This window comes from Micromonospora sp. NPDC047644 (assembly GCF_040704315.1).
Taxonomy (GTDB): Bacteria; Actinomycetota; Actinomycetes; order Mycobacteriales; family Micromonosporaceae; genus Micromonospora.
This window is the reverse complement of sequence record NZ_JBEYSY010000010.1, coordinates 296,090-318,182: the sequence shown is the minus strand read 5'-3', so window position 1 is coordinate 318,182 and position 22,093 is coordinate 296,090. Positions and strand designations below refer to the sequence as shown.

The window sequence follows — 22,093 nt, the reverse complement described above, 5'->3', positions numbered from 1 at the left end:
GATAGGAATACGAAGAAGTACGCGCACTTTCCGCCACCACCCGGAGGACGATCACCTTGCGCCCCCCGCTTCGGGCCGTCGCCATGCTGGCCGCGACCGCCGCGCTGGTTTCCGCCTGCACCTCCAGCGGCGACTGGTCCGAGCCACGTCCGGCGCCCAGCGCCCTCGGCACTCTCGGCCCGGGGTTCGTCGACCCCTCCACCAGGCCCGCGCCGGAGGCGACGATCACCCCACGGCCCGGCTCGTGGGCCGACGTCCACCCGCCGAAGGACTACCGGGTCGTCCTGTTGACCAGCGGTACGGACAACCCGACGAAGGCCCTCGTGACGGCGGTCGAGGAATGGGCCGACGACGAGCACGTCGACCTGAGGACCATCGTCGTCGGCAGTGCGCACGACACCGTTCCCAGCATCGCCAAGGCGATGGAGATGGGCCCGGACCTCATCGTCAGCGCGGGCAACGACCTCGTCGACGGGCTCGCGCTGGTCACCCCGAACCACCTGGACGAGAAGTTCCTCGTGGTCGGCGCGGAACTCGCCGAGCCCACCCACAACGTCACGGCTGTCGACTGGGACGGCGCGTCGTTCCGGGGCGAGGGGCTCGGGATGTCCTCGACGTACGACCCGAACTCGTTCACCGCGGACCGGTGCGCGTCGGCCATCCGGGCGGGCGTGGCCGCGGTCCTCAACGACCTGACCGGGATCGTGGTCTGGCTCTGACGGCCGGGCTGGCCCGGCCACGCACCCTCCCCCTGAGTACGCGCAGACGGGTTCAGCGCGGGGCGGGGCCGCGGTCCAGGAACTCGTACGTGGTGGTCAGGCCCTCGGGCAGATCGGGGACCAGGGCGTTGGTGCCGTCGACCACCTGGACGTAGCGCTTGCCCTGGAAAATCGAGTAACTGCCGTCCGGCACCTGGTCGATCCGGAAGAGCTGCGTCGAGGCGGCACCGTCGCACGGCCGACCGCGTACGCTGCCCGGCGCGGCGTCGTGCACGACGGTCATGCAGATCGCGTCGGCACCAGCGGCCAGGAGGATCCGGTACCTGTCTCCCTCGGGGCGCAGCACCCACAGCGCCCGATCGTCGACGCCCTGTTCGGTGGTGGCCCGGACCTGATCGCCGTCGCGGTCGATCGCCAACGTGGCCCCGCGCATACCGGGCAGCGCGATCTGGACCTGTCGCCGGCCACCGAGGATCTCCTGCGGTCCCGCCGACGTGGTCGCGGACGGGACCACCGGCGGTGCGGCCTGGGTGGCCGGGCCGACGCCGGGCGTCTCGACGGTGTCGCGCGCCTGCACCAGGGCGGTGCCGGCGGCGAGGGCCACCACGGCCAGCCCCGTCGCGCCGACGGCCGTCCGGCGTCGCCGACGCCGGTCGCTGCGCTGCCGCAACGTCTGCGCTCCCGGCAGGGTCGTGACTCGCCGGACCTCGTCCACGATCGCGGTGAGATCGTCGCGCGGATCAGCCATGGGAGGTCTCCTCCTGGTGCGCATCGGTCAGCAACCCGGCCATCGCTCTCCGACCTCGGGCGAGGTACGTCTTCACGGTCCCGACGGGGGCCTGCATCTCGGCTGCCACCTCCACCACGCTGAGGTCGTTGAGATGGTGCAGCACGACGGCCCGGCGCTCGTTGGCACTCAGCCGTTGCAGCGCCTGCAACAGCGCGACGTGGTCCTCGTTCAGTCCGGGCACGCCCTGGTTGACAGCGGCCCGGCGGTGTGCGCGTACCCGGTTGAACGCCTTGCGCCAACTGCTCACCGCGATCCGGGAGGCCACCCGGCGGACCCACGCCTCCGGACTGTCCGTCTCCCGCACCGTCGCCCACCGCTGCCAGGCCCGCATGAACGCCTCGGCGACGGCGTCCTCGGCCTCGGCGCGATTGCCGGTGAGCGCGTACACGTGACCCACGACCCGACCCGCACAGGCCGAGTAAAGGGCGTCGAACTCTTCGGCGTCACGCATCCGACCGGTGCCCTCTCCTGCCTCGTCCCCTGGTCACCGCCGCATGGAACTCGCAAGGGTGGACCGGTCACGTCGGCGCGGGGCGCGATTGTGGCATCCGTCACACCAGGGTGATCAACCTGGCGACCTCGTCAGGCGTCATCGTGCCGACCCGGGAGACGCCCGTGGCGGAGAGGACGATGTGCGACGACGGCAACGACGCGCCCTGACAGCCGGCGTACTCGCGACCGCGCTGGTTGCGGCGGGCCTGATCGCCCAACCGGCGAACGCGCAGGAGACGCCGACGGCCACGGCCCCCGGCACCCACGGGACCTTCACGCTGATCACCGGTGACCGGGTTTCGTTGGACGCGGCCGGGCGCCCGCAGATCCAACGCGGGCCGGGTCGCGCCGGAATGCGGTTCCTGAGCAGCCGGGAGGACGGTCACCAGTATGTGATCCCGGTGGACGCGATGCCGCTGGTGCGGGACGGGCGGCTCGATCGACGCCTGTTCGACCTCAGCACGCTCGGCGAGTTCGGCTACGACGACCGGGCAGCCGAACTGCCGCTGCTGGTCGCGTACCCCGAGAACATGGCGGCGCGGGCCCGGACCGCGACCACCGGGGGTGCCGGCCGGGTGCGGGCCGATCTCCCGGCCGCGCACGCGCTCGCGGTCCGCGCGGACCGGGACGACCGGGTGACGCTCTGGGCGTCGCTCACCGGTGGTACGCCGTCCGCGCGCACCCTCACCACCGGAATCACCCACATCTGGCTGGATGGCAAGCGCAAGGTTTCCCTCGATCGCAGCGTGCCGCAGATCGGTGCCCCGGCGGCGTGGCAGGCGGGTTTCGACGGCACCGGCGTCACCGTCGGCGTGCTGGACACCGGGATCGACGCCAGCCACCCCGACTTCGCCGGCCACCTCGCCGAGGTCCGGGACTTCACCGGCGGCAACGATCCCGGTGACTCGGTTGGCCACGGCACCCACGTGGCATCGACGATCGTCGGCAGCGGCGCTGCCTCCGGCGGGCGGTACCGCGGGGTCGCGCCGGGGGCGAAGCTGCTCGTCGGCAAGGTCTGCGCCACCACCGAATGCCAGGACTCGGACATCATCACCGGGATGCAGTGGCTCGCGCCGCAGACCCGGGTGGTCAACCTGAGCGTGGGCGGCGACGACGCACCCGGCCTCGACCCGTTGGAGACCGCGGTCCAGGAGCTGAGTCACCGGTACGGCACTCTGTTCGTGGTCGCGGCCGGCAACGAGGGCAAGCCGAAGTCGGTCTCCTCGCCGGCCTCCGCCGACGACGCTCTCGCCGTCGCCGCCGTGGACGCCGACGATCAGCGGGCCTACTTCTCCAGCCGGGGCCCGCGCGTCGGCGACAACCACATCAAGCCCGAGATCAGCGCTCCGGGCGTCGACATCGTCGCGGCCGCCCCCGGCGGCGACTACGCCACCATGTCGGGTACGTCGATGGCGACCCCGCACGTCGCCGGCACCGCCGCGATTCTCGCCGGCCAGCACCCGGACTGGACCGGGCCGCAGCTCAAGGCCGCCCTGATGGACTCGGCCAAGCCGACCGGCCAGGACACCATCTACGAGCAGGGCGCCGGCCGGGTGGACATCGCCCGCGCGGTCGCCCAGCCGGTCGCCACCGACATCGCCGCCATCGACTTCCCGGTGCAGCGCTGGCCGCACGCCGACGACAGCCCGATCACCCAGGTCGTCGGCTACCGCAACACGGGCACCGCGCCGGTCACCCTGACGCTGGCCATCGCTCCGGCCCCGGCCGGCATGCTCACCGTCAGCCCGGCCACGCTGGTGGTGCCGGCCGGAGGTCGGGCCGAGGCGACGATCACGGTGGACACCCGGGTGGACGCCCCGGACGGCGTCTACCAGGGCGCGCTGACCGCGACCGGTGCCGGCGACCTGCGGGTACGGACGCCCTTCGTGTTGAACCGTGAGATCGAGAGCTATGACGTACGGCTCAACCACACCGGACGGGACGGCAGACCGGCCACCGAGTACACGACGGTGGCGGCGAACCTGACCACCGGCGAGTTCAGCACCCTCCCCGCGACACCGGGCGGTGGCGTCCTGCGGCTGCCCAAGGGGCGGTACGCGTTGTACAGCACCCTCCACGAGGGCACGGTGTCGACACTGCTCGCGCAGCCGGTCCTGGACGTACGCGGCCCGGTCACCGAGGCGGTCGACGCCCGAACCGCCAAACCGGTCGCGGTGACAGTGCCGCAGCACGACGCCGCGCCGACCTCGATCAACGTGAGCGCCAACTGGGACGACGGCATGCGCTACCCGGGCGTCCAACTCAGCGGCGTGTCCTTCGGCGACGTCTTCTTCGGCCGGCTCGGGCCCGCCGTCGCGGCACCCGAGTTCACCGCGACGCTGGGCGTCGGGCTCGCCCGACCGGGCAGGGACGGCACCTTCCGCAACAGCCCCTACACCTACGACCTGGCGTACGTCGGCAAGGGCGACATGTTCACCGGCCTGACCAGGAAGCTGTCACCGAAGAACCTCGCCACGGTCAGAACGACCTACCGCAGCCAGTCCACGGCGGCGACGGCCACCCGTTTCCACCGCGCTTCGGCGCCCGGAGGCTCGGGCCCGATCGGGTCGAACACGCCCGTCGACCTGCCGTTCACGGGCACCGAGTACTACAACACCGACGGCGGCATCGTCTGGACGTCCACGTTCGTCGAGGGGGACAACCTCACGACGCAGGATTCGACCTTCAGATCGGGCCGTACGTACAGCCAGACCTGGAACGCGGCACCCTTCGGGCCCACCGTGGCACAGGCACCGACCCTGTCACCCCTGGGGTACGCGGGCCGCGACGGCGACACCATCTCGATCGCGTCGGTGCCTCTGTTCGGCGACGCGAGCGGTCGCCCCGCGAGCCGCGACGACCAGCCGGTACGGTTCCGGCTGCTGCGCGACGGTAAGGAGATCGGCACGTCGGACAGCCCGTGGGCCGACTTCGCGGTGCCCGCCGGAAAGGCCACCTACCGGCTGGAGGCGACCGCCACCCGGGGCGCACCGGACACCCTGTCGACGTCGGCCTCGGTGGCCTGGACCTTCACCTCGGCGCGCACCACGTCGCCGGAGCGGCTGCCGCTCACCACGGCCCGCCCGACGCCCGTGCTCGACGCCACCAACACGGCACGGACCGGCCGGATCATGACGATCCCGGTGGCGCTGGACCGCCAGGCCGGTTCGAAGGCAGCGCCGAACCGCACACTCGGCGTGTCCGCGTCGTTCGACGACGGCCGGACGTGGGTCGCCCTGCCGGTGATCCGGAACGTCGCGCTGATCAGTCACCCACGACGGGCCGGTTTCGTCTCGCTGCGACTGACCGCCACCGACACGGCCGGCAACACGGTCACCCAGACGATCCAGCGGGCCTACCGGGTCGCCTGACGCATCGCCCGGTCCGGGGCGGCGGTCGGAGCCACCGCCCCGGACCTTCACCACCGGCACTGACCGCTGTCGCGGCTGTCGTTCCGGAGCGGTGACCGAGGACACGGTGCACCGACTCCGCTGACAGGGTGGAATCAGAGGTGTGAGCAGAAGGCGCCGGCGAGTGACCTCGTGAGGTCCCCTCCTTCGACCCGCGATCCGGGTTCGTCCAGCGGTGACACGACGCCCGCGGCGGACGAACCGAGCCGGGTGACGCCGGCCCATCGGCAGCGCTGGGCGGTGCAGACGATGGCTGTCACGCCCGACGACCAGGTGCTGGAGATCGGCTGCGGTCGGGGAGCAGCCGTCTCCCTGGTCGCCGGTCGACTCACCACCGGCCGGATCGTCGCCATCGACCGCGCCGAGACGATGGTGCGGCTCGCGACCGAACGGAACCTGGGCCACATCGAGGCTGGCAGAGCCGAGATCCGTCGAGCAGGGTTCGAGGTGGCCGACCTACCGACCGGCCACTTCACCAAGATCTTCGCGGTGAACGTCAGCCTCTTCTGGTTGGGCGAAGCAGCGCAGCAGATCGCCCGGATGCGCAGCCTGCTGGCGCCGGGAGGACGGCTCTACGTCTTCGGCGAGCGACCCACCGAAGCGCACGCCACCGCGAACCTCACCGCGACCGAGGCACTGCTCCGAACCCATGGTTTCGCCACAACCACATCGAGCGCGACCCGTGGTGGGGGTCAGGTGCTCACCTGTGTCACCGGCACACCGATCCGATGAGCCCGAGCTGATCGCAGCGTTGACATGAGCCGGGCGGGCTCGGCGTGACGCCGAGCCCGCCCGTTCCGGGTCGGTCGAGCTTGATCGAACAGGGTCAGCGCTGCAGGGTCAGCAGACCCGGCCGGTACGGCAGGAGGCCGTAGTCGACGCCGTCGGAGCTGGGGGAACGACCCTGGTAGAGCAGTTGCAGGTTGCAGGCGTCAACGGTCATCGTCTGGTCGGCGTTGGTGCGCAGCAGCTCACCGTGGCTGATGTCGTTGGTCCAGGTGGCACCGCTGTTGACCTTGCCGGCGAACGGGTTGCTCTGGGACGCGGCCTGCGGCGTCCACGTACCACCCAGGCTGGTGGCCGTGAACGAGCGGAAGTAGCGGCCCGTCGAGCCGATCGCCTCGACGATCATGAGGTACTTGTTCAGGCCCTGGAGCTTGTAGACCTGCACGGCCTCGAACAGGTTGTTCGTGGTGTCGGTCATGATCGTCTGGTAGTTCGAGCCGAAGCTGCCCGGGAAGTTCCCGATCGGCATGCTGGCCCGGTAGATCCGGCCGTTGTCGCCGGCGAAGAACAGGTACATGTTCTGGTCGTCACCGATGACCGCCTGGTCGATCGGGCCGGTGCCGGAGTTGGAGATGCTGCCGCTGAACAGCGTCTGCGGCGCCGACCAGCCGTTCGGGTTGGTCGGGTTGGTCGAGGTCCGGTAGGAGAACGCCGGGCCACCCCACTGGTAGGCGAGAACCCAGATGTTGCGCGGCGCGAAGTAGAACAACGACGGCGCGACAGTGCCGGAGTTCATCGCGTTCTGGGTGGCCGAACCCATCTGGTTGTAGTTACTGAAGAGGCTGAAGTTCATCGAACCCCAGCTCGACCCGAAGTCGTGCGTGGTGGCGTAGACCAGCTGCTGGCCGTTGTAGGGGGCCACGGTGAAGTCCTTCAGCGACACCCAACCCGACCTCGGCTGCGCCAGCGCACCCGTCGACGACCAGCGGTAGGTCGACGGAAGGTCGCAGGTGCCGCCCGGCGGCGGGGTGGTCGGCGGCGGCGTGGTGGGGTCGGTCCCACCGCCGACGCGGACGAACTGCCACTGCTGGTTGGTGCCGTTCCAGTCGTCGTACTGCACGATGTTTCCACCGTCGGCGGTCGAGGCGCCCTGCACCTCCATCACCTTGTTGCTGTTGCGGTTGATCAACCGGACGTAGCCGCTGTCCGAGTCGGCCAGCCGGAACTGCTGGTTGGTGCTGTTGTTGTCGGTCCACTGCACGATGCTGCCGCCGTTGGCGGTCGAGAAGCCCGAGACGTCGAGCACCTTGTTGGACAGCCGCGACTTGACCCGGTAGTAGCCACCACCGGAGTCGACGAACTGCCACTGCTGCTGGTTGCCGTTGTTGCGGGTCCACTGGGTGATCCGGGCCCCGTCGTTCGTGGCCAGGTTGTAGACGTCCAGGGCCTTGCCGCTGTTGCGGTTGACCAGCACGTACCACGCGTTCGTGTCGACCGTCGCCGCGGCGGCGGGCGACGACACCACCGTTACGGCGGCACCACCGACCATCAACGCCGCCGCGCTGGCGGCGAGGATGCGGGGCAACCACCGACGTCGCCGCCGCGAAGGCATGGCGATCGATGGAGACCTATCAAGGGCAGACATGATCCTCCTCCAGTGACCAAGAGCCGAACGGACTGCCCGAGGGTGGGCGTACCGCGACGCGTGGCCGAGCACGCCGGCGTCAGAGAGTTAGCGTTAACAAGACACCGGTGAGCAATAGCGCACGCCTGATTCGAGGTCGACGAAGCAGGGCTTGCCCGGAAAGCCGAGGTGTCGTCGTCCTTAGGCATCGACTGTGAGCGATAACATGCCGTTCGTCAAGACGTAACGTGCTGGGAACATCTACCGCTGTCGACCTGCGGATCTTGAGGTGGAGCGACTTGGAACCGCATTCCCGCAGGCATCGCCCCAGATCCCCACCCGGGACCACCGCCAGGCCCTTGAGGGGGCCCCGCGAGCGCGTTAACATCGACGACTGCCCATTGCCGGTGACTCGCTGGTGGGTGCCGGTGAGTTCAGGCTGACGACCGGCGGGAGCGACGGCGCGGCGACGGTCAGGACCGATCGCCATGCGAGTCATGGCTGACCGGGCGGGCTGCGCCGCGGGGGCACCTCCTGGTCAGACCGCGCCTCGATCAACCAGGCTGAAGGTGGTGTTCAGCGGGGCGTCACCGAGAAACTCGACGAAGATCTCCTTCTTGGTCGGGCTCCACTGCACCGGGCCGTGCTCGTCGTTCGTGACGGCGTAGGCGGGGCGCCCCTTGTCGTCCTCGCCATCGCGGTACAACGTGAACAACGTCGCCTTGCTCGGCCGACAGTCGGCGCCGACCAGGGCCGCGTACCCCTCCGAATCGACCTTGACCCCGAGGCACGGCCGGTGGGCGATCTCCGGGTTGACCGATTTGATCATGTAGTCGACACCGACTGGTTCGAGGACGAAGAGCGCGTCTTTGCCGGTTCCGTTGCCGACCTCGACCTCGCCGTGAGACGGCAGCGACAGGTCACGGTCGATCTCCACCACGTGCAGCAGGACTCGCCGCTGACCGGCCAGCATGGCCTGCGAGGGGTCAACGCTCGCCGACGGTGAGGCGGACGGCTTGCCCGACGCGGGCGTGGACGCCGTAGCGGCCGGTCCGCTCGTCGCCGGGCCACCGCTCGGCGTCGAGCCGGCACCGTCCTCTTTGGACTGTCCACTCAACAGATGCGGACCGAACAGGAAAGCGGGCACCAGCACGGCGACCACGGCGGCGGTCGCCCCCAACGCGGTGAGCCAGCCACGCCGGGGTGAACCCGCGCGACCAGCCTTGGCCGGACCTGATGCCGGCGACGGCACGCCCTGGTCAGCACCGCTGGCAGCGGACGACACACGTGGCGGCGTCGCGCCCGGAAGGTGGGCCGGCCCGCCGACACCCACCGGCGACGCCGCGGTCAACAACCCGTCGAGCAACTCCCGGGACGTGGGCCGGGCAGCCGGGTCCTTCTCCAACGCGCGGGCGACCAGATCCCGCAACGGCCCACCGAGCCCGGTCAGGTCCGGTGGTTGGGTGAGGATCCGCATCGCGGTGGCGGTAGGGGAGTCGCCCCCGAACGGGGTGCGGCCGGTCGCGGCGTAGGCGACCAGGGCCCCCCAGGCGAAGATGTCAGCGGCCGGGCCCGCCGGACGGCCGGAAGCGGTGTCGAACCGCTCCGGAGCCATGTACGAGACGGTGCCGACCATCTGGTTGGTCCGGGTGTGCTGGCTCGTCGCCTCGAAGGCTCGGGCGATGCCGAAGTCGATGACCTTGATCCCGCCGGGTGCGACCAGGACGTTCGCCGGCTTGAGGTCACGGTGGATCACCCCGGCGCCGTGGATGGCGGTGAGCGCGGTGGCCACCCCGACCGCGATGCCGTGCAGCTGCGCCCCTCCCAGCGGGCCCTGCTCCCGGACCACCTGGGCCAGACTGGGGCCCTCGACGTACTCCACCACCAGGTAGGGCGGGTCATGGTCCGGGTCGGCGTCCAGAACCTCGGCCGTGCAGAACGGCGGGACCTGGCGGGCGCGAGTCACCTCACTACGGAACCGACCCCGGAACTCCTCGTCGTGCGAGAGGTCCGCACGGACGACCTTGACCGCCACCCGCCGCCCCTGCGGCGAGCGGGCCAGGAAGACACTGCCCATGCCCCCGTCGCCGAGCCGGTCGATCACCTCGTACCCACCGAGGTGGGCCGGGTCACCGGGACGGAGCCCGCCGCTCACGCCGGATGCCCGCAGACCGCGACCACCGCGCGAACCGATCCGCCCATCACCCGTCCCCCTAGGTCACTCCGACGCCGGCCGCAGCCTATCGTCCGCCCACCGAATCCGGTCGATGCCGTCCATCAGTCGGCCACGTCCGGGGCTGCCGACTCGTCGCGGCGGGCGGGCGGTCACCGGCGCCGGTAACTCCGAGCCAGCTCGCTCGTTGGTCGCCGTGTGTCGCAAGCCAGCGGGGACGGCTGATCGATGACGAGCACGGACCGAACCGGGCCACGACGCAACCCCGACTCGTCGGCTCGCGCGACGCTACTGGAGCTGTTCTTCGACGTCTTCTACGTCGCCATGTTCGCGCAACTCTCGATGCAGTTGGCCACGAAACCCACCTGGGGCGGACTGGGACAGAGCCTCATCCTGCTGCTGGCCGCGTGGTGGACCTGGGCGGGCACCGCCATCGACACCGAGTTCTACGACCCCCGACTACCGGTGATCCGGGGCGTGGTCGTCAGCACGATATTCGGCGTGGTCCTCATGGCGGTCGCCGTACCGGCTGCCTACGGCGGGCGCGGTCTGCTCTTCGCCAGCGCGTACGTCGGCCTCCACCTGGCACGCGGGATCATGCTGGTCGTCGCGCTGCGCCGGCACAGGGCGCACGCCCGCGCCCAGCGGTTCGTGTTCTGGTTCGTGGTCTCCGGAGTTCTCTGGCTCGTCGGCGGGCTCAGCGATCCGGCCTGGCGCACCGCCCTGTGGGCCGTCGCTCTCGTTGTCGACTACGTGGCATCCGCGCTGCGCTATCCGACGCCCGGACGAGGCCGGGTACCACTTGACCAGTACGCCCAGTTGAGCGTCCACTTCGGGGAGCGGTACCAGCAGATCGCCATTCTCGCTCTCGGGGAGCTGGCGCTGATGGCGACGCTGCAATTCGCCACAGCGGCGTACACGCCCGCTCGGACCGTCGCATTCCTCGCCGCGATCGTCACCGCGCTGCTGTTCTGGCAGGTCTACGCGTTGCAGAGCAACACACTCGTCGACCGGTCCGCACACCAGAGTCCACGGCAGGCGGTACGTCTCGCGCCCTACGTGTACGCCGTTGTGATAACCGGAATCATCGCGACCTCGGCCGGGGTGGACCTCGTTCTCCACGAACCGCTCGGCACCACCCCTGCGACCTGGCTCATCCTCATCGTCGGCGGACCGGTGCTGTTCGTGCTCGGACGGATGGGCTCCGAATACGTGCTGCTCGGCCAACTTCCACCGTCACGACTGGCCTGGCTGGCACTGCTGATCGGCGCCACGCCCGTGTTGACCACGCTGGCCCCGGTCCTCGTCGTACTCGTCACCGTCGGCGTCCTGGTCGGCATCACACTCACCGACACCTGGCGCCTGCGGCGGGCGACGGTGAGGGCGTAGCGCGGGCGACGGTGGTCGGATCACCGCGATCCGACCACCCGCCGCGACCGTACGAGCTATCGGCGACTCCACTGCTGGTTGGTCTGGCCGGTGCAGGTCCAGAGGACGAGCTTGGTGCCGTTGCCCGTACCCACGTTGTACGGGTCGAGGCAGAGGCCGGACTGCACCCCGGTGATGGTGCCGTTGGCGTTGACGTTCCACTGCTGGTTCGTTCCGCCGTGGCAGTCGTAGATGGTGACCAGGGTGCCCGGCGAGGTGCCGTAGCCGGCGGCGTCGAGGCACTTGTTGCCGTACACGGTCAGCGTCCTGCTGCTCGTGTGGGTCCACTGCTGGTTGGTGCGGCCGTGACAGTCCCACAACTGCACCTGGGTGCCGTTGGTGGTGGAAGAGCCGGGGACGTCGACGCAGCGCCCGGAGAGGGCACCAACGATCGCGGTGGTCTGCTGCCCGCCGCCGCTGCCCGGCTCGCCGATGCTGCCAGGCACCGACTGCAGGGCGCTGTACCAGCGGGCGGCCATCTTGTCGTAACCGCCGGCCGTGGGGTGGACGCCGTCGATCAGGTCGGCGGTGGTGAGTGCGCTGTGCATGTCGACCAGGCGTACCCGCTTGCCGGCGTTCACCTTGCTCTGCACGATGCCGGGGATCGCCGCGTTGAACGTGCGGGCGGCCGCGTTCTGGTTGCTGTTGGAGAGCGGGATGATCTGCGCGACGAACACTTCAGCGTTGGGAGCTGTGGTGGTGATTCGGTCGATCAGGGTGGAGAGCCGGTTCGGCGCGGTGCTCACGTTGTAGTTCTGCAGGATGTCGTTGGTGCCGATGTGCAGCAGAACTGTCTGCGGCCGTTGCGTGTTCAGCCAGCCGACGATGTTCGCGTCGATCTGGTCGATGCGCCAGCCGGGATGCCCCTGGTGGTCGTGGTCACCCAGACTGGTAGGCCCGTTGAACTGCGACCCGACGAAGTCCACGGTGTACCGCCCGCTGACCAGTCGCTGCCAGAGCCCGATGCGGTAGCCGCCCGGCACCTGCGTGCCCTCGGTGATGGAGTCACCGAGAGGCATCACCCGCACCCCGCCGTTGGATTCGGCGCTGGCCGGGCCGGTCGAGGTCAGCACCCCGGCGAGGACGACACCGAGCGCGGCGGTCGCCGCGAGCCATCTTGCCCTGGTTCGCATAGATTTCTCCCCTGCAGTGGTAGTGCTGACCGAGGGGTCAGGCCGTCGCGACCGTCGCCGCACCGACATGACGATGCCGCCGCAGCACTGGGACGGATTGTTAACGCTAACAGCGATTCCTGTAAATTCTTGTCGCTGATCCGGCCCACGTCAAGCGCCGGCAACCCGGGCGCCCTGGCCGACGTGGCGGCGGCGCGTGTCCTGTGTCGCCGGCCGCCCCACGCTGTCGCGGGCCGCCTGCTGCCCCTGGTCGACCGATCGACTCCGCATCCATCAAGTCGGGGTGTCCGGGACGCACCGACCTCACGGAAGACGAGTGGACCGGGCGATGGGCCGGGAGGTGCTCGTGGGGCGCGGGTGACGCGTACGCCGAATGTAGGCTTTTTTCGCATAAGTACCTTTGACATGAAGATCATTCGACTACCTTCGCCTTGGCGGCGACAACCGATTTGTCGCCCTCTGCACCTGATGCGGCGTGCGGAACCTGGTGTCCGGAGAGGGGGTAAGTAGCTCGATGTCCAACTATCCACACCCGAAGATGAGCGACGTAGCGGCAGCTCAAGCCCCGTTGTCAAGGAGGCGGCGGGCGCGCTGGCTCGTCGCCGGAGTGGCCGGGTTGACCGGCGTGGTCGGTCTGGCCGCCTTCACCCCAGCGGGGGTGAGCGGAGCGGCCGGAAAGAACGCAGGCGCTCCCTCGAATGCCGGAAGCCAGGTCCTCGCCGACGGCAGCCGAGGCAGCGGCGACGGCGGCCAGGACCGGGGCGGTCGCGACGGCAAGGACCAGGGTGGTCGTGACGGCAAGGACCACAAGAAGGACGACGACCATCGGGACGGCCGGGGCGACGACTTCCGGTCCGTACCCTGCAACTCCGACGAGCTGATCGCGGCGATCGTCCACGCGAACGCCAACTCCGGGGCGAGGCTCCGGCTCGCCGAGAAGTGCACCTACACGCTCAACAGGTCCGCGCCCCAGCCACCGGTGCCCTTCGGCGCGGTCGGCCTGCCGATCATCACCCAGCAGGTCGTGATCGACGGCAACGGATCCACGATCGTCCGCGCGGCCAACGCCACACCGTTCCGGATCCTGGAGGTCGGAACCGGCGGCGACCTGACGCTACGCGACGCCACCATCAAGGGCGGCCTGGCCGACGGCGGGCTCGGCCAAGGCGGCGGCGGCATCCGGATCGACGTCGGCGGCAGTGCCACCATCGAGAACACCAACGTGGTCTACAACCACACGAACGGCCCGGGTGGTGGTATCGCCAACTTCGGCGTCACGAGAATCCTCGGCGGGAACAGCCACGACAAGGACCGGGACGGCGGCAAGGACCGGGACGGCAAGAGGGACGACGGCAGCGCCATCAGCAACAACAGCGCGGTGTTCGACGGCGGAGGCATCTTCAACAACGGCAACCTCACGGTGCAGAACACCCGGTTGAGCTACAACAACACGATCGGGGTCGTCAACATCCTGCCCATCGGTGGCGCCGGTGGCGGGCTGTCGAACAGCAGCACCGCAGTGCTCGAGAACGTCCATCTGGACAACAACACCGCCGGCTTCCGGGGCGGTGCCATCCGCGGCGGCATCAACTCCACCACCGAAGTCAAGAACGTCGAGGTCAATGACAACCGTGCCGGCAGCGAAGGCGGCGGCATCTTCTCCGACGGCGTCTTCCACCTCAGGCACGGCAAGGTCCACCACAACGAAGCCGGCCAACGGGGCGGCGGCGTCTTCAACCAGATCAACCAGTTCGTGGCCGAGGAGAGCTCCATCAGCGAGAACGTCGCCAGCACGAACAGCACCATCGAACGCGGCGGTGGCATCTACAACGGCAGCGGCACCGTCGTCCTGCGGCGCACGCACGTCGACCGGAACCGGGCCATCGGCTCCAGCTCCCAGGGCGGCGGCATCTACAACAACGCCACACTCACCCTCACCGAAAGCAAGGTCACCGACAACATCTCCACCCTGGCACCCGGCGGCATCTTCAACGACGGCGGCCAGGTCACCGTGGACCAGAAGACCGCCATCAGCGGCAACCGGCCCACGAACTGCACCCCCAGCTCACCGCCGGTGCCCAACTGCTTCGGCTGATCATCCGATCAGGCGGGTAGTGAGGTAGCACGAGACAGGCAATCCGGTCCCGCCCAGGTTCGATCAAGAAGATCGGGCCTGCGGCGGGACCGGCTGCTGTCCGCGGAACGACCACAGGGACCAGAACCGCCGCTCTCCTGCCGGACGACGATCCTCCGGGTGGGCGGCTCAGGTGTCGATGATGTTGTTGTTCTCGTCGATGCCGTGGGTACGCCAGTACACGTCCCACTCGTCGTCGACGTGCTGCGGGATCTTGCCCTCCGGGTAGCGGACGTACGGCGGGGTCGGCTCCTGCCCATCCGGGAAGCAGGCGCTGCCGCCCTGCCCGCCCACCGCGATCGCCGGATACTCACCACCAGCGCAGATGTCCTCCTGGAACGAGCAACCGGTGGTGGCCAAGAGCCCACCCAGGCCGACTGCGGCCAGAGCGATCATGATTCGCGTTCGCATGGAGGGAATTCTGGTCGCCGCGGTCGCGCCTGCCATCCGCACGCGTACTCATCTCGCGCCGGGCGTGACGACACGCTGCTCAAGGAACTAGTTCCACGCATGAGATGCAAGAGAGGGTCTATGCCTTCTCAAGAACGATCAGGTGGTACTCCAGCCAGCGTCGCGACAACCCATGTTGTAACGCCGATCCGCCAAGCATGTTGGCCCAGAACGGCATCTCCACAAGACGGTTGCGAAGCCGTGGAACCACGGACGTGGCGCCCACAACTAGATTGATCACGCGATCGCGAGGACGACCGAGGCGCAGATACGACGTGAGATCCAAGTCCTCCACGATGCGGAGACCAACCCTCTCCGACATGGCAGCCAGCTCAGCTATGGTGTGCAAACTGCCGATCCGCCAGCCGGCGCGAAACTGATCCAGACAACGATCACGGGCGGCAAGACCGCGATCTTTGTCGGTAATCCAGTCGTCGCACAGGATAAGTCGACCTCCAGGACGTAGCCTCTCCACCAGAGACGGGATCAGTTTCTCCAGAGATGGCGAGTGTACGACTGCCTCAACGGCGACCATGGCGTCGTAGTGCGGCTCTGCGGGCAGCTCAGCAAAGTCGGCACAGATCGCTTGACAGCGTTCGGTCAATCCTTCACGAGCGAACCGTTTTGCAGCAATCTCGGCCTGCACCCGACTGATGGTCACACCTGATATGGTTCCGTCCATCTCGCGGGCCAGACGAACCATAGTCGCCCCGACGCCGCAGCCAAGGTCCAGCAATCTTGCGCTTTCGGCAGGCACGTGCCCACGCAATCGCTCGATTATCAGGCGGTTGACAGTGTCCGCCGCCTCCGCCACGGTCGCGACACCGGGCATCCACACCCCGCGGTGGATTGCGTCGCTGCCTGGGCTTTCGGAAACCAACAGAAAGCGACGGGTGTTGTCGTCGTAGTAGTCGGCAACTCGGTCGACATGCCCAGCCGCAGCGTCCTTGGATGTGGAACTCATCGAGGCACGTTATCACGCTGGCCCAACCATTCGGGTGCGCCGCAATGCCAGCGGAGGCGGCGTTCCACTCCCGACACTCCAGGTTGGATGCACGCTCTGTGTACGCCGGGTGTCGACCTAGTGACGTATCTTGCCGAGCCTCGCGGTTGCAATCAAGCCCCGCGGCGAAGAGTTTGCGCCGAAGTGAACTGGGCGCCGGTGCGGCGGCGACCACGTCAAGACCGGCGCATCGGAGGCGTGCTCGGCGACGATCAGCAGGGAAAATGCTGACCGACGCGCACCTGCGGTGAAGCCTGCGAGGCAGGCGAACGGCAGCCGCTGCGCCGCCGGACCTTCCATCTTGACGACTCAGCAAGCGTTCTGATGATCAGAACAACGCATCCATGAATGCCTATTGCGCGCCACGCAAGACATCTGACACTCTCGTCCTCAGCGATCGCTCGGGGCAACCGAGTGACTACGGGGAGGAGTGACTGTGCGTAACAGAGTAGTGAGGACGGCAGTTTCGGCGGCGGTGACCGCAGCGCTGGCGGTTGCCGTTAGCCCGGCAGCCGCCCATGCAGAGGCCGATGACCGGGCAGCGATACCGATTTCATCGGTCATGTCCCCGTCGAAGCCGCTGGCCGCAGTTCCTTTTGGGGTGAGAAACAAGAAGTCCTCCAAATTCCTGCAGGCCAGCAGCACCGCCAACAACGCCGCCGTCCGCCAGCAGAACGCCAGCAGCAGTTCTCTGCAGGGCTGGGTCCTGGTCAACGACTCCGGCTACGTCACCCTTCAGAATTACGGCGTCGTCCGGAACTTGGGAACCTCGGGTGCCAGCACCGCCTCCAATACGTCCGCGGTCATCGTCAACCCCTCCTCGAGCCTCGACCAAGACTGGGTCGTATCGCAAATCGACGACACGTTCTTCTATCTCAGGAACCGCAAGAACACCTCAATGTGTCTGGGAATCGACGGTGCCAGCACCGCCGCCGGCGCGAGGGCCGCCATTTATGCCTGCGGAAACGCAATCAACCAGACGTGGTCTTTCACCACCTTCTAGTTGAGCCCGCTTGTCCGGTCCGGCTGAACAGGCTGGTTCTGTTTTGCCGAACCGTCATCCAGCGCGGAGCGATTTCTTTGTCCTCCAAGGCAGCCGGGCGTTACACGGTCTGGCGGTCTCGATCGGATCACTTACAGCAAGCTGAGTAGTAACACACGGGGAGAGAGCCATGCGTAGAAGTGTCAGTAAAGCTGCGATTGCTGCGACCATGACCGCAGCAACCGCAATCGCAACCGTAATCATGCCGGTCGCCGCCCATGCGGGACCCGACAGCGCTGGTTCAACGGCCGGCGTGGCACCATCGAGTGCGGACTTCACCGCCGCTGCCAACCCTTTCAAGCTGCAAAACAGGAAATCCCTCAAGATGCTGCAGCCGCAGAACGGCAGCTCTGCCGTCGGGACGAACGTCGTTCAGCAGTCCGACGCTGGCAGCGGCATACAGCGGTGGTACATCGTCAACGATGGCAGTTGGATCAGTCTGCAGAATTACTCCGCGGCCCCAACCCGGAACATGGGAATCAACGGGGGCAGCACTGCCTCCGGAGCGGCGGCGATCATCGCCGCCCCGGGCTCCGGTTACAACCAGGACTGGAAGGTTCTGTGGACCGACAGCACGCAGACCTGGTTCCGACTCCAGAACCGCGGAAGCGGACTGTGCTTGGGAATCTCGGGGGCAAGTACCGCTAACGGCGCGTTGGCTGCTCAGTTCGCGTGCGCCAGCCCGCCCGCTGCGAATCAGACCTGGCAATTCTTGGGCTGATCTCAAAGGCCTGTCCCGGCAGGACTTCCGCCGGCTCCGGAGTGTGACTCCGGAGCCGGCCGAAGTCGTCGGGCAGCTGCAGACCCTGCCGGTCGCGGACGACGGGGGCGAAGCCTTCTGAAGGATGGGCGTCATCGGTCAGGCGTGCTGCGACACGGCTCGACCACTCCTGGCAGCACCAACCTCACGGCACATCGAGATCACCGGACTGCGCGCCCGACTGCAGAACGGACTACTCGGCGATGTCTTCGCCTCGTACGTGACGCGCAAACGACAACAGGGAAGATAGCCAACTGGCTATCTTCCCTGTTCAACCGCTGTGCGCCCGAAGGGACTCGAACCCCTAACCTTCTGATCCGTAGTCAGATGCTCTATCCATTGAGCTACGGGCGCTCGTGCTCAGCCAGCATACACACCCGGCTTTCGCGCGGAGACTCCGGGATTCGAACCCGGGAGGGGCTTTAAGACCCCAACCGCATTAGCAGTGCGGCGCCATAGACCAGACTAGGCGAAGTCTCCCCGGTGATCCTCAGACCACCGCGCCCGAGGATACAGGTCACCACCCACCGGGAGCAAAACGACTTCCGGGGTACGCCCACCGGGGCCCGTCCGCCCCCGTGTTTCCCCGCTGTGCGCCGGCGTGATCCGGACTACGCTCCATCGATATGCAGGAGCAGCCGCCCAGCGAGTCGACCCGTCGAGAGCCTGCTGAACGAGCGCGTCGGCGCTCTCCACGGGCCACGTTCACGCCGCCGGTCGTGGCCGAGGAACCCACCGAGACGGTGGGGCCCGAGTTGGCGGTGTCGCCGGCTGCGGCTCCCGCGAGCCAGCGTCCTCGACGGGCCAAGGCCGCCCCGGCGGTGCTCTTTCAACCACCCGAGCCGGATCGCCCCCTGCCTCGACAGCCTCGGCGCGCGCCGGCCGAACTGACCACCGACACCAGCGCGGAGCAGCCGGCGCACTCGGAGCAGCCGACCGGCGACCAACCGAGCCCAGCAACCGGCCTCGCACCGACACCGCCGAAGGCTCGGACCGCCCCTGTTCGCAGGGCTGACCATCGGCAGGCGGCCGAGCCGGCCACCGAGGTGACCCCGGCCACACCGGCGTCCCGCAAACGCGCCACAAAACCCGCCAAGGCGGGGAGTAGCACCACGACCGCGAGCCCTACCAGGGCCGCGAGCACCGCCACGACCGCGAGCACCAAGGCTACGAGCCCGACCGAGGCCGCGAGCACCACCGAAGCGCAGCCCGCTACCGAAGCGCAGCCCGCCAAGACCGCGAGCACCACCGAAGCGCAGCCCGCTACCGGCGCTCAGACCGCCACAGCCGCGAGTGCCACCGGCGAGGCGAGCGCCAGCACGCCAACGGTCCCGGCCAGAGCCGCAAAGACCACCAGGCGCGCGGCCTCCCCACGAAAGAGCACCCCACCGACCAAGAGCATCCCGCCGACGAAGCCCACCCCCGAACCCGTGGTCAGGCCGCAGACGGCACTCGCCGAGCAGCAGCTGACCCCGGCGGAACCCGCCGAGCCGCAGGCTGAGCTGGCTCTGGCGCGTACCCCGGAATCGGAGCTGCGCGCGGTCGCCGCGCGCGTGCTCGACCACCCTGGCTTCGCACCGGAGCTGTTGGCTCTGGCCGCGGTACGGGCGCTCGGGCCTGGCGCGGCCGAATGGGCCGCGGGGTTGCGCGACAGGTATCCGGACGCCTCGGCGGACGGCCTGGCCCGGCTGGCGGTCCGGCGGTTCGTCCGCTCGGCGGGTGCGGGTGGGGCGACCGCAGCGCTGGCCGGCTTCTTCGCGCCGGTGGCCGAGTTGGCGGCGGTGCTGTGGACGCACTCGGAGTTGGTGCTGCACCTGGCCGCGGCGTACGGCGAGGATCCGAGGCATCCGGAGCGGGCCGTCGACCTGCTGGTGCTGACCCAGGTGCACCCGGATCGGGCGAGCGCGGCGGCGGCCCTGGCCGCCGCCGAGAGCGCGGGTGACCCGGTCGAGGGTGCCTGGCCGCGCGCGGCGGAGGCGGCCTGGCGGTTGGCCGCGCCGCTCACGGCGCAGGCCGGTGGTTGGGTGGCGTTGCGGCTGGTGGCCCGGTTGCTGCCGGGCGCGGCGGTGCTCGCGGCGGCCTTGGGTGACGCGGCTGCGGCCGACCGGCTCGCGGCCCGAGCGGTGGCCGTCTACCGACCGGGGCGGCGCTGACCGCTCAGAGCCAGTCGAACCACTCCCGGGGCAGCAGCGCGTAGCCGACGAAGGCGAACACGTCGAGCAGGGTGTGCGCGATGATCAGCGGCATCACCCGCCGGGTGCGCAGGTAGAAGAGGCTGAACACCACGCCCATGATCGCGTTGCCGACGAACGCTCCGAAGCCCTGGTAGAGGTGGTAGGAGCCGCGCAGCAGCGCGCTGGCCGCGATGATCGCGGCCAGCCGCCACTGGAGCTGACGCAGCCGGGTGACCAGGTAGCCGACCACGATCACCTCTTCCAGCACGGCGTTCTGCACGGCGGCGAGGATCAGCACCGGAACCGTCCACCAGAGGTCCGGCAGCGCGGCCGGCACCAGCGTGGCGTTGAGACCCAGGTGGGCCGCCACCCAGAACAGCGCCAACCCGGGTAGGCCGATGAGCGCCGCCAGGCCGGCGCCGCGCGCCACGTCCTGACCGGGCCGCCGGGCGTCCAGGCCGAGGGTCCGCGCCGGGTCGCCGGGGTCACGACTGAGCAGGTGTACGGCGAGCAGCACCGGCAGCAGCGCGAACACGATGCCGAGCAGCTGGTAGGTGAGGTCCAGCCAGGGGCGGGCCGACGCCGAGGTGTTGAGCGAGGCGGTCTGCTTGGAGAGCGGACCGTCGGCGGTCAACTTCGCGATGATCGAGACCACCGCGTAGATCGCGGACTGGCCGAGGGAAAGGCCGAGGACCAGCAGCGTCTCGGTGCCCAGCAGTCGGCGGGACACCGGGCGGGTCAGCTCAACTGTCACCGCACCACTCTGCCCGACGTCCGGTGGGCTTGACATGGCCGACCGGCCACCATGAGCCGATCGCACATTCTGTGCGACCAGTAGACACTCTCCGTGGAGATTCTATGAGCGCCCGATCCGTTGCCGTCTGGAGAAGGAGCGTTCGTGGACAACCTCGCGCGGTTGCTGAAGGAGAGTTGGACCCTGGTCGAGGACGACCGGGTCCGGCTGACCGAACACTTCTACGCCCGAGTGTTCCTGCTCGACCCCGCCCTGCGGCAGCTCTTCCCGGTGCAGATGACCGGCCAGGGTGACCGCCTACTCGAAGCGATCATCGCGGCGATCCACACCGTCGACGACCCGGAGAGCTTCGACGAGTTCCTCCGGGCGTTGGGCCGCGACCACCGCAAGTACCACGTCGACGAGCAGCACTACGCCACGATGGGTGTCGCGCTGCTGGACGCGCTGCGCAGCACCGCGGGGGACGGCTGGAACCTGGAGTACGACCAGGCGTGGCGGGAGGCGTACGCGGCGATCGCCGCCCTGATGGTGGCCGGCGCGGCGGCCGACGACGACCCGCCGTTCTGGCACGCCGAGGTGCTGACCCACGAGCGGTACGGCCCGGACACCGCCGTGCTGACCTGCCGGGCGTTGCAGTACCCACTGCGGTGGCAGGCGGGGCAGTACGTGAGCCTCGAGGCGCCCCGCTACCACCCACGGGTGTGGCGTAACTACTCGGTGGCGAACGCCCCGAACGACGACAACGTGCTGGAGTTCCATGTGCGGTCTCCGGGGGCCGGCTGGCTGTCCGGTGCGTTGGTGCGGCGGGTACGGCCGGGCGACCTGCTCCGCGTGGCGGCGCCGATGGGGTCGATGACCCTGGACCGCGCCTCGGAGCGGGACATCCTCTGCGTGGCCGGCGGCGTCGGGCTGGCGCCGATCAAGGCGCTGGTGGAGGAGTTGGCCACCTTCAACCGGACCCGGTGGGTGCACGTCTTCTACGGTGCCCGGCAGGCGGCCGACCTGTACGGGCTGGACGGGTTGCAGGAGTTGGTGGCCGCGCACCCGTGGTTGTCGGTCACCGCGGCGTGCAGTGAGGATCCGGACTTCGACGGCGAGCAGGGCGAGATCCCCGAGGTGGTGGCCCGGTACGGCCCGTGGACCACGCACGACTGCTTCGTCTCCGGTGCCGCCCGGATGGTCCGGTCCACCCTGCGGGTGCTGGCCGCCGACAACGTGCCGCCGCCGAACATCCGCTACGACACCTTCGGCGACCTCTAGACGTTCCTCCCCCCACACCGG

17 protein-coding genes and 2 tRNA genes are annotated in these 22,093 nt (G+C 68.9%); 9 read left to right on the top strand and 10 right to left on the bottom strand.

Going from position 1 to position 22,093, the window contains the following annotated elements; genetic code table 11:
- The first annotated feature begins 56 nt into the window (after positions 1–56).
- On the top strand, positions 57–719 hold the full coding sequence (locus tag AB0877_RS19005; protein WP_366610243.1) for a hypothetical protein: 663 nt from the start codon (positions 57–59) through the stop codon (positions 717–719).
- A 52-nt stretch (positions 720–771) separates the two neighbouring features.
- Here AB0877_RS19005 and AB0877_RS19000 read toward each other — a convergent pair whose 3' ends face one another.
- A complete protein-coding gene (locus AB0877_RS19000; RefSeq protein ID WP_366610242.1) occupies positions 772–1,467 on the bottom strand; it encodes an RICIN domain-containing protein in 696 nt (231 codons plus the stop codon).
- Positions 1,460–1,960: a sigma-70 family RNA polymerase sigma factor gene (locus AB0877_RS18995; RefSeq protein ID WP_366610240.1), complete on the bottom strand. Its 501-nt coding sequence runs from the start codon at positions 1,958–1,960 to the stop codon at positions 1,460–1,462. The genes AB0877_RS19000 and AB0877_RS18995 overlap by 8 nt, the downstream gene beginning before the upstream one ends.
- Positions 1,961–2,141: 181 nt before the next feature.
- On the opposite strand from AB0877_RS18995, the gene AB0877_RS18990 reads away from it, so the two are divergent.
- Both AB0877_RS18990 and AB0877_RS18985 read left to right on the top strand, forming a co-directional pair.
- Complete coding sequence (locus AB0877_RS18990; protein WP_366610239.1) at positions 2,142–5,372, top strand: S8 family serine peptidase; 3,231 nt, start codon at positions 2,142–2,144, stop codon at positions 5,370–5,372.
- A gap of 288 nt (positions 5,373–5,660) precedes the next feature.
- Entirely contained in the window at positions 5,661–6,143 is a 483-nt protein-coding gene (locus AB0877_RS18985; protein ID WP_366610237.1) for a class I SAM-dependent methyltransferase, read from the top strand.
- Between the two features lie 94 nt (positions 6,144–6,237).
- On the opposite strand, the gene AB0877_RS18980 is transcribed toward AB0877_RS18985, so the two are convergent.
- Both AB0877_RS18980 and AB0877_RS18975 read right to left on the bottom strand, forming a co-directional pair.
- On the bottom strand, positions 6,238–7,749 hold the full coding sequence (locus tag AB0877_RS18980) for a non-reducing end alpha-L-arabinofuranosidase family hydrolase (protein ID WP_366610236.1): 1,512 nt from the start codon (positions 7,747–7,749) through the stop codon (positions 6,238–6,240).
- 550 nt (positions 7,750–8,299) lie between these two features.
- A complete protein-coding gene (locus tag AB0877_RS18975) occupies positions 8,300–9,916 on the bottom strand; it encodes a protein kinase (RefSeq protein WP_366610234.1) in 1,617 nt (538 codons plus the stop codon).
- A gap of 246 nt (positions 9,917–10,162) precedes the next feature.
- Between AB0877_RS18975 and AB0877_RS18970 the strand changes: the two genes are divergently transcribed.
- Positions 10,163–11,323 (top strand): low temperature requirement protein A, encoded by a 1,161-nt coding sequence (locus tag AB0877_RS18970; RefSeq protein ID WP_366610232.1) that lies wholly within the window; start codon positions 10,163–10,165, stop codon positions 11,321–11,323.
- A gap of 56 nt (positions 11,324–11,379) precedes the next feature.
- Here AB0877_RS18970 and AB0877_RS18965 read toward each other — a convergent pair whose 3' ends face one another.
- Entirely contained in the window at positions 11,380–12,495 is a 1,116-nt protein-coding gene (locus tag AB0877_RS18965) for a ricin-type beta-trefoil lectin domain protein (RefSeq protein WP_366610230.1), read from the bottom strand.
- 514 nt (positions 12,496–13,009) lie between these two features.
- Between AB0877_RS18965 and AB0877_RS18960 the strand changes: the two genes are divergently transcribed.
- On the top strand, positions 13,010–14,590 hold the full coding sequence (locus AB0877_RS18960; RefSeq protein ID WP_366610228.1) for a hypothetical protein: 1,581 nt from the start codon (positions 13,010–13,012) through the stop codon (positions 14,588–14,590).
- Between the two features lie 168 nt (positions 14,591–14,758).
- On the opposite strand, the gene AB0877_RS18955 is transcribed toward AB0877_RS18960, so the two are convergent.
- Both AB0877_RS18955 and AB0877_RS18950 read right to left on the bottom strand, forming a co-directional pair.
- Entirely contained in the window at positions 14,759–15,040 is a 282-nt protein-coding gene (locus AB0877_RS18955) for a hypothetical protein (RefSeq protein WP_366610227.1), read from the bottom strand.
- Between the two features lie 118 nt (positions 15,041–15,158).
- Positions 15,159–16,043: a class I SAM-dependent methyltransferase gene (locus AB0877_RS18950; protein ID WP_366610225.1), complete on the bottom strand. Its 885-nt coding sequence runs from the start codon at positions 16,041–16,043 to the stop codon at positions 15,159–15,161.
- Positions 16,044–16,557: 514 nt separating this feature from the next.
- On the opposite strand from AB0877_RS18950, the gene AB0877_RS18945 reads away from it, so the two are divergent.
- A complete protein-coding gene (locus AB0877_RS18945) occupies positions 16,558–17,085 on the top strand; it encodes an RICIN domain-containing protein (RefSeq protein WP_366610224.1) in 528 nt (175 codons plus the stop codon).
- Positions 17,086–17,254: 169 nt separating this feature from the next.
- Positions 17,255–17,845, top strand: coding sequence for an RICIN domain-containing protein (locus AB0877_RS18940; RefSeq protein ID WP_366610222.1), 591 nt, complete (start codon positions 17,255–17,257; stop codon positions 17,843–17,845).
- A gap of 320 nt (positions 17,846–18,165) precedes the next feature.
- Here AB0877_RS18940 and AB0877_RS18935 read toward each other — a convergent pair.
- Positions 18,166–18,238: transfer RNA gene (locus AB0877_RS18935), tRNA-Arg, on the bottom strand.
- A 35-nt stretch (positions 18,239–18,273) separates the two neighbouring features.
- Positions 18,274–18,364 (bottom strand) — tRNA-Ser (locus tag AB0877_RS18930).
- A gap of 950 nt (positions 18,365–19,314) precedes the next feature.
- Between AB0877_RS18930 and AB0877_RS18925 the strand changes: the two genes are divergently transcribed.
- The gene (locus tag AB0877_RS18925) at positions 19,315–20,037 is read left to right on the top strand and encodes a hypothetical protein (protein WP_366610221.1); all 723 of its coding nucleotides are present in this window, start codon (positions 19,315–19,317) and stop codon (positions 20,035–20,037) included.
- A gap of 4 nt (positions 20,038–20,041) precedes the next feature.
- Here the strand turns inward: AB0877_RS18925 and AB0877_RS18920 are convergent, their stop codons facing one another.
- On the bottom strand, positions 20,042–20,812 hold the full coding sequence (locus AB0877_RS18920; RefSeq protein WP_366610220.1) for a CPBP family intramembrane glutamic endopeptidase: 771 nt from the start codon (positions 20,810–20,812) through the stop codon (positions 20,042–20,044).
- 144 nt (positions 20,813–20,956) lie between these two features.
- On the opposite strand from AB0877_RS18920, the gene AB0877_RS18915 reads away from it, so the two are divergent.
- The gene (locus AB0877_RS18915) at positions 20,957–22,072 is read left to right on the top strand and encodes a globin domain-containing protein (protein ID WP_366610218.1); all 1,116 of its coding nucleotides are present in this window, start codon (positions 20,957–20,959) and stop codon (positions 22,070–22,072) included.
- The last annotated feature ends 21 nt before the right edge of the window (positions 22,073–22,093 follow it).

Coding starts and splice junctions, on each gene's coding strand:
- AB0877_RS18950 (WP_366610225.1), bottom strand. CDS start 16,043: ATGAGTTCCACATCCAAGGACGCTGCGGCTGGGCATGTCGACCGAGTT.
- AB0877_RS18940 (WP_366610222.1), top strand. CDS start 17,255: ATGCGTAGAAGTGTCAGTAAAGCTGCGATTGCTGCGACCATGACCGCA.
- AB0877_RS18955 (WP_366610227.1), bottom strand. CDS start 15,040: ATGCGAACGCGAATCATGATCGCTCTGGCCGCAGTCGGCCTGGGTGGG.
- AB0877_RS18995 (WP_366610240.1), bottom strand. CDS start 1,960: ATGCGTGACGCCGAAGAGTTCGACGCCCTTTACTCGGCCTGTGCGGGT.
- AB0877_RS19000 (WP_366610242.1), bottom strand. CDS start 1,467: ATGGCTGATCCGCGCGACGATCTCACCGCGATCGTGGACGAGGTCCGG.
- AB0877_RS18965 (WP_366610230.1), bottom strand. CDS start 12,495: ATGCGAACCAGGGCAAGATGGCTCGCGGCGACCGCCGCGCTCGGTGTC.
- AB0877_RS18985 (WP_366610237.1), top strand. CDS start 5,661: ATGGCTGTCACGCCCGACGACCAGGTGCTGGAGATCGGCTGCGGTCGG.
- AB0877_RS18970 (WP_366610232.1), top strand. CDS start 10,163: ATGACGAGCACGGACCGAACCGGGCCACGACGCAACCCCGACTCGTCG.
- AB0877_RS18980 (WP_366610236.1), bottom strand. CDS start 7,749: ATGCCTTCGCGGCGGCGACGTCGGTGGTTGCCCCGCATCCTCGCCGCC.
- AB0877_RS18960 (WP_366610228.1), top strand. CDS start 13,010: ATGTCCAACTATCCACACCCGAAGATGAGCGACGTAGCGGCAGCTCAA.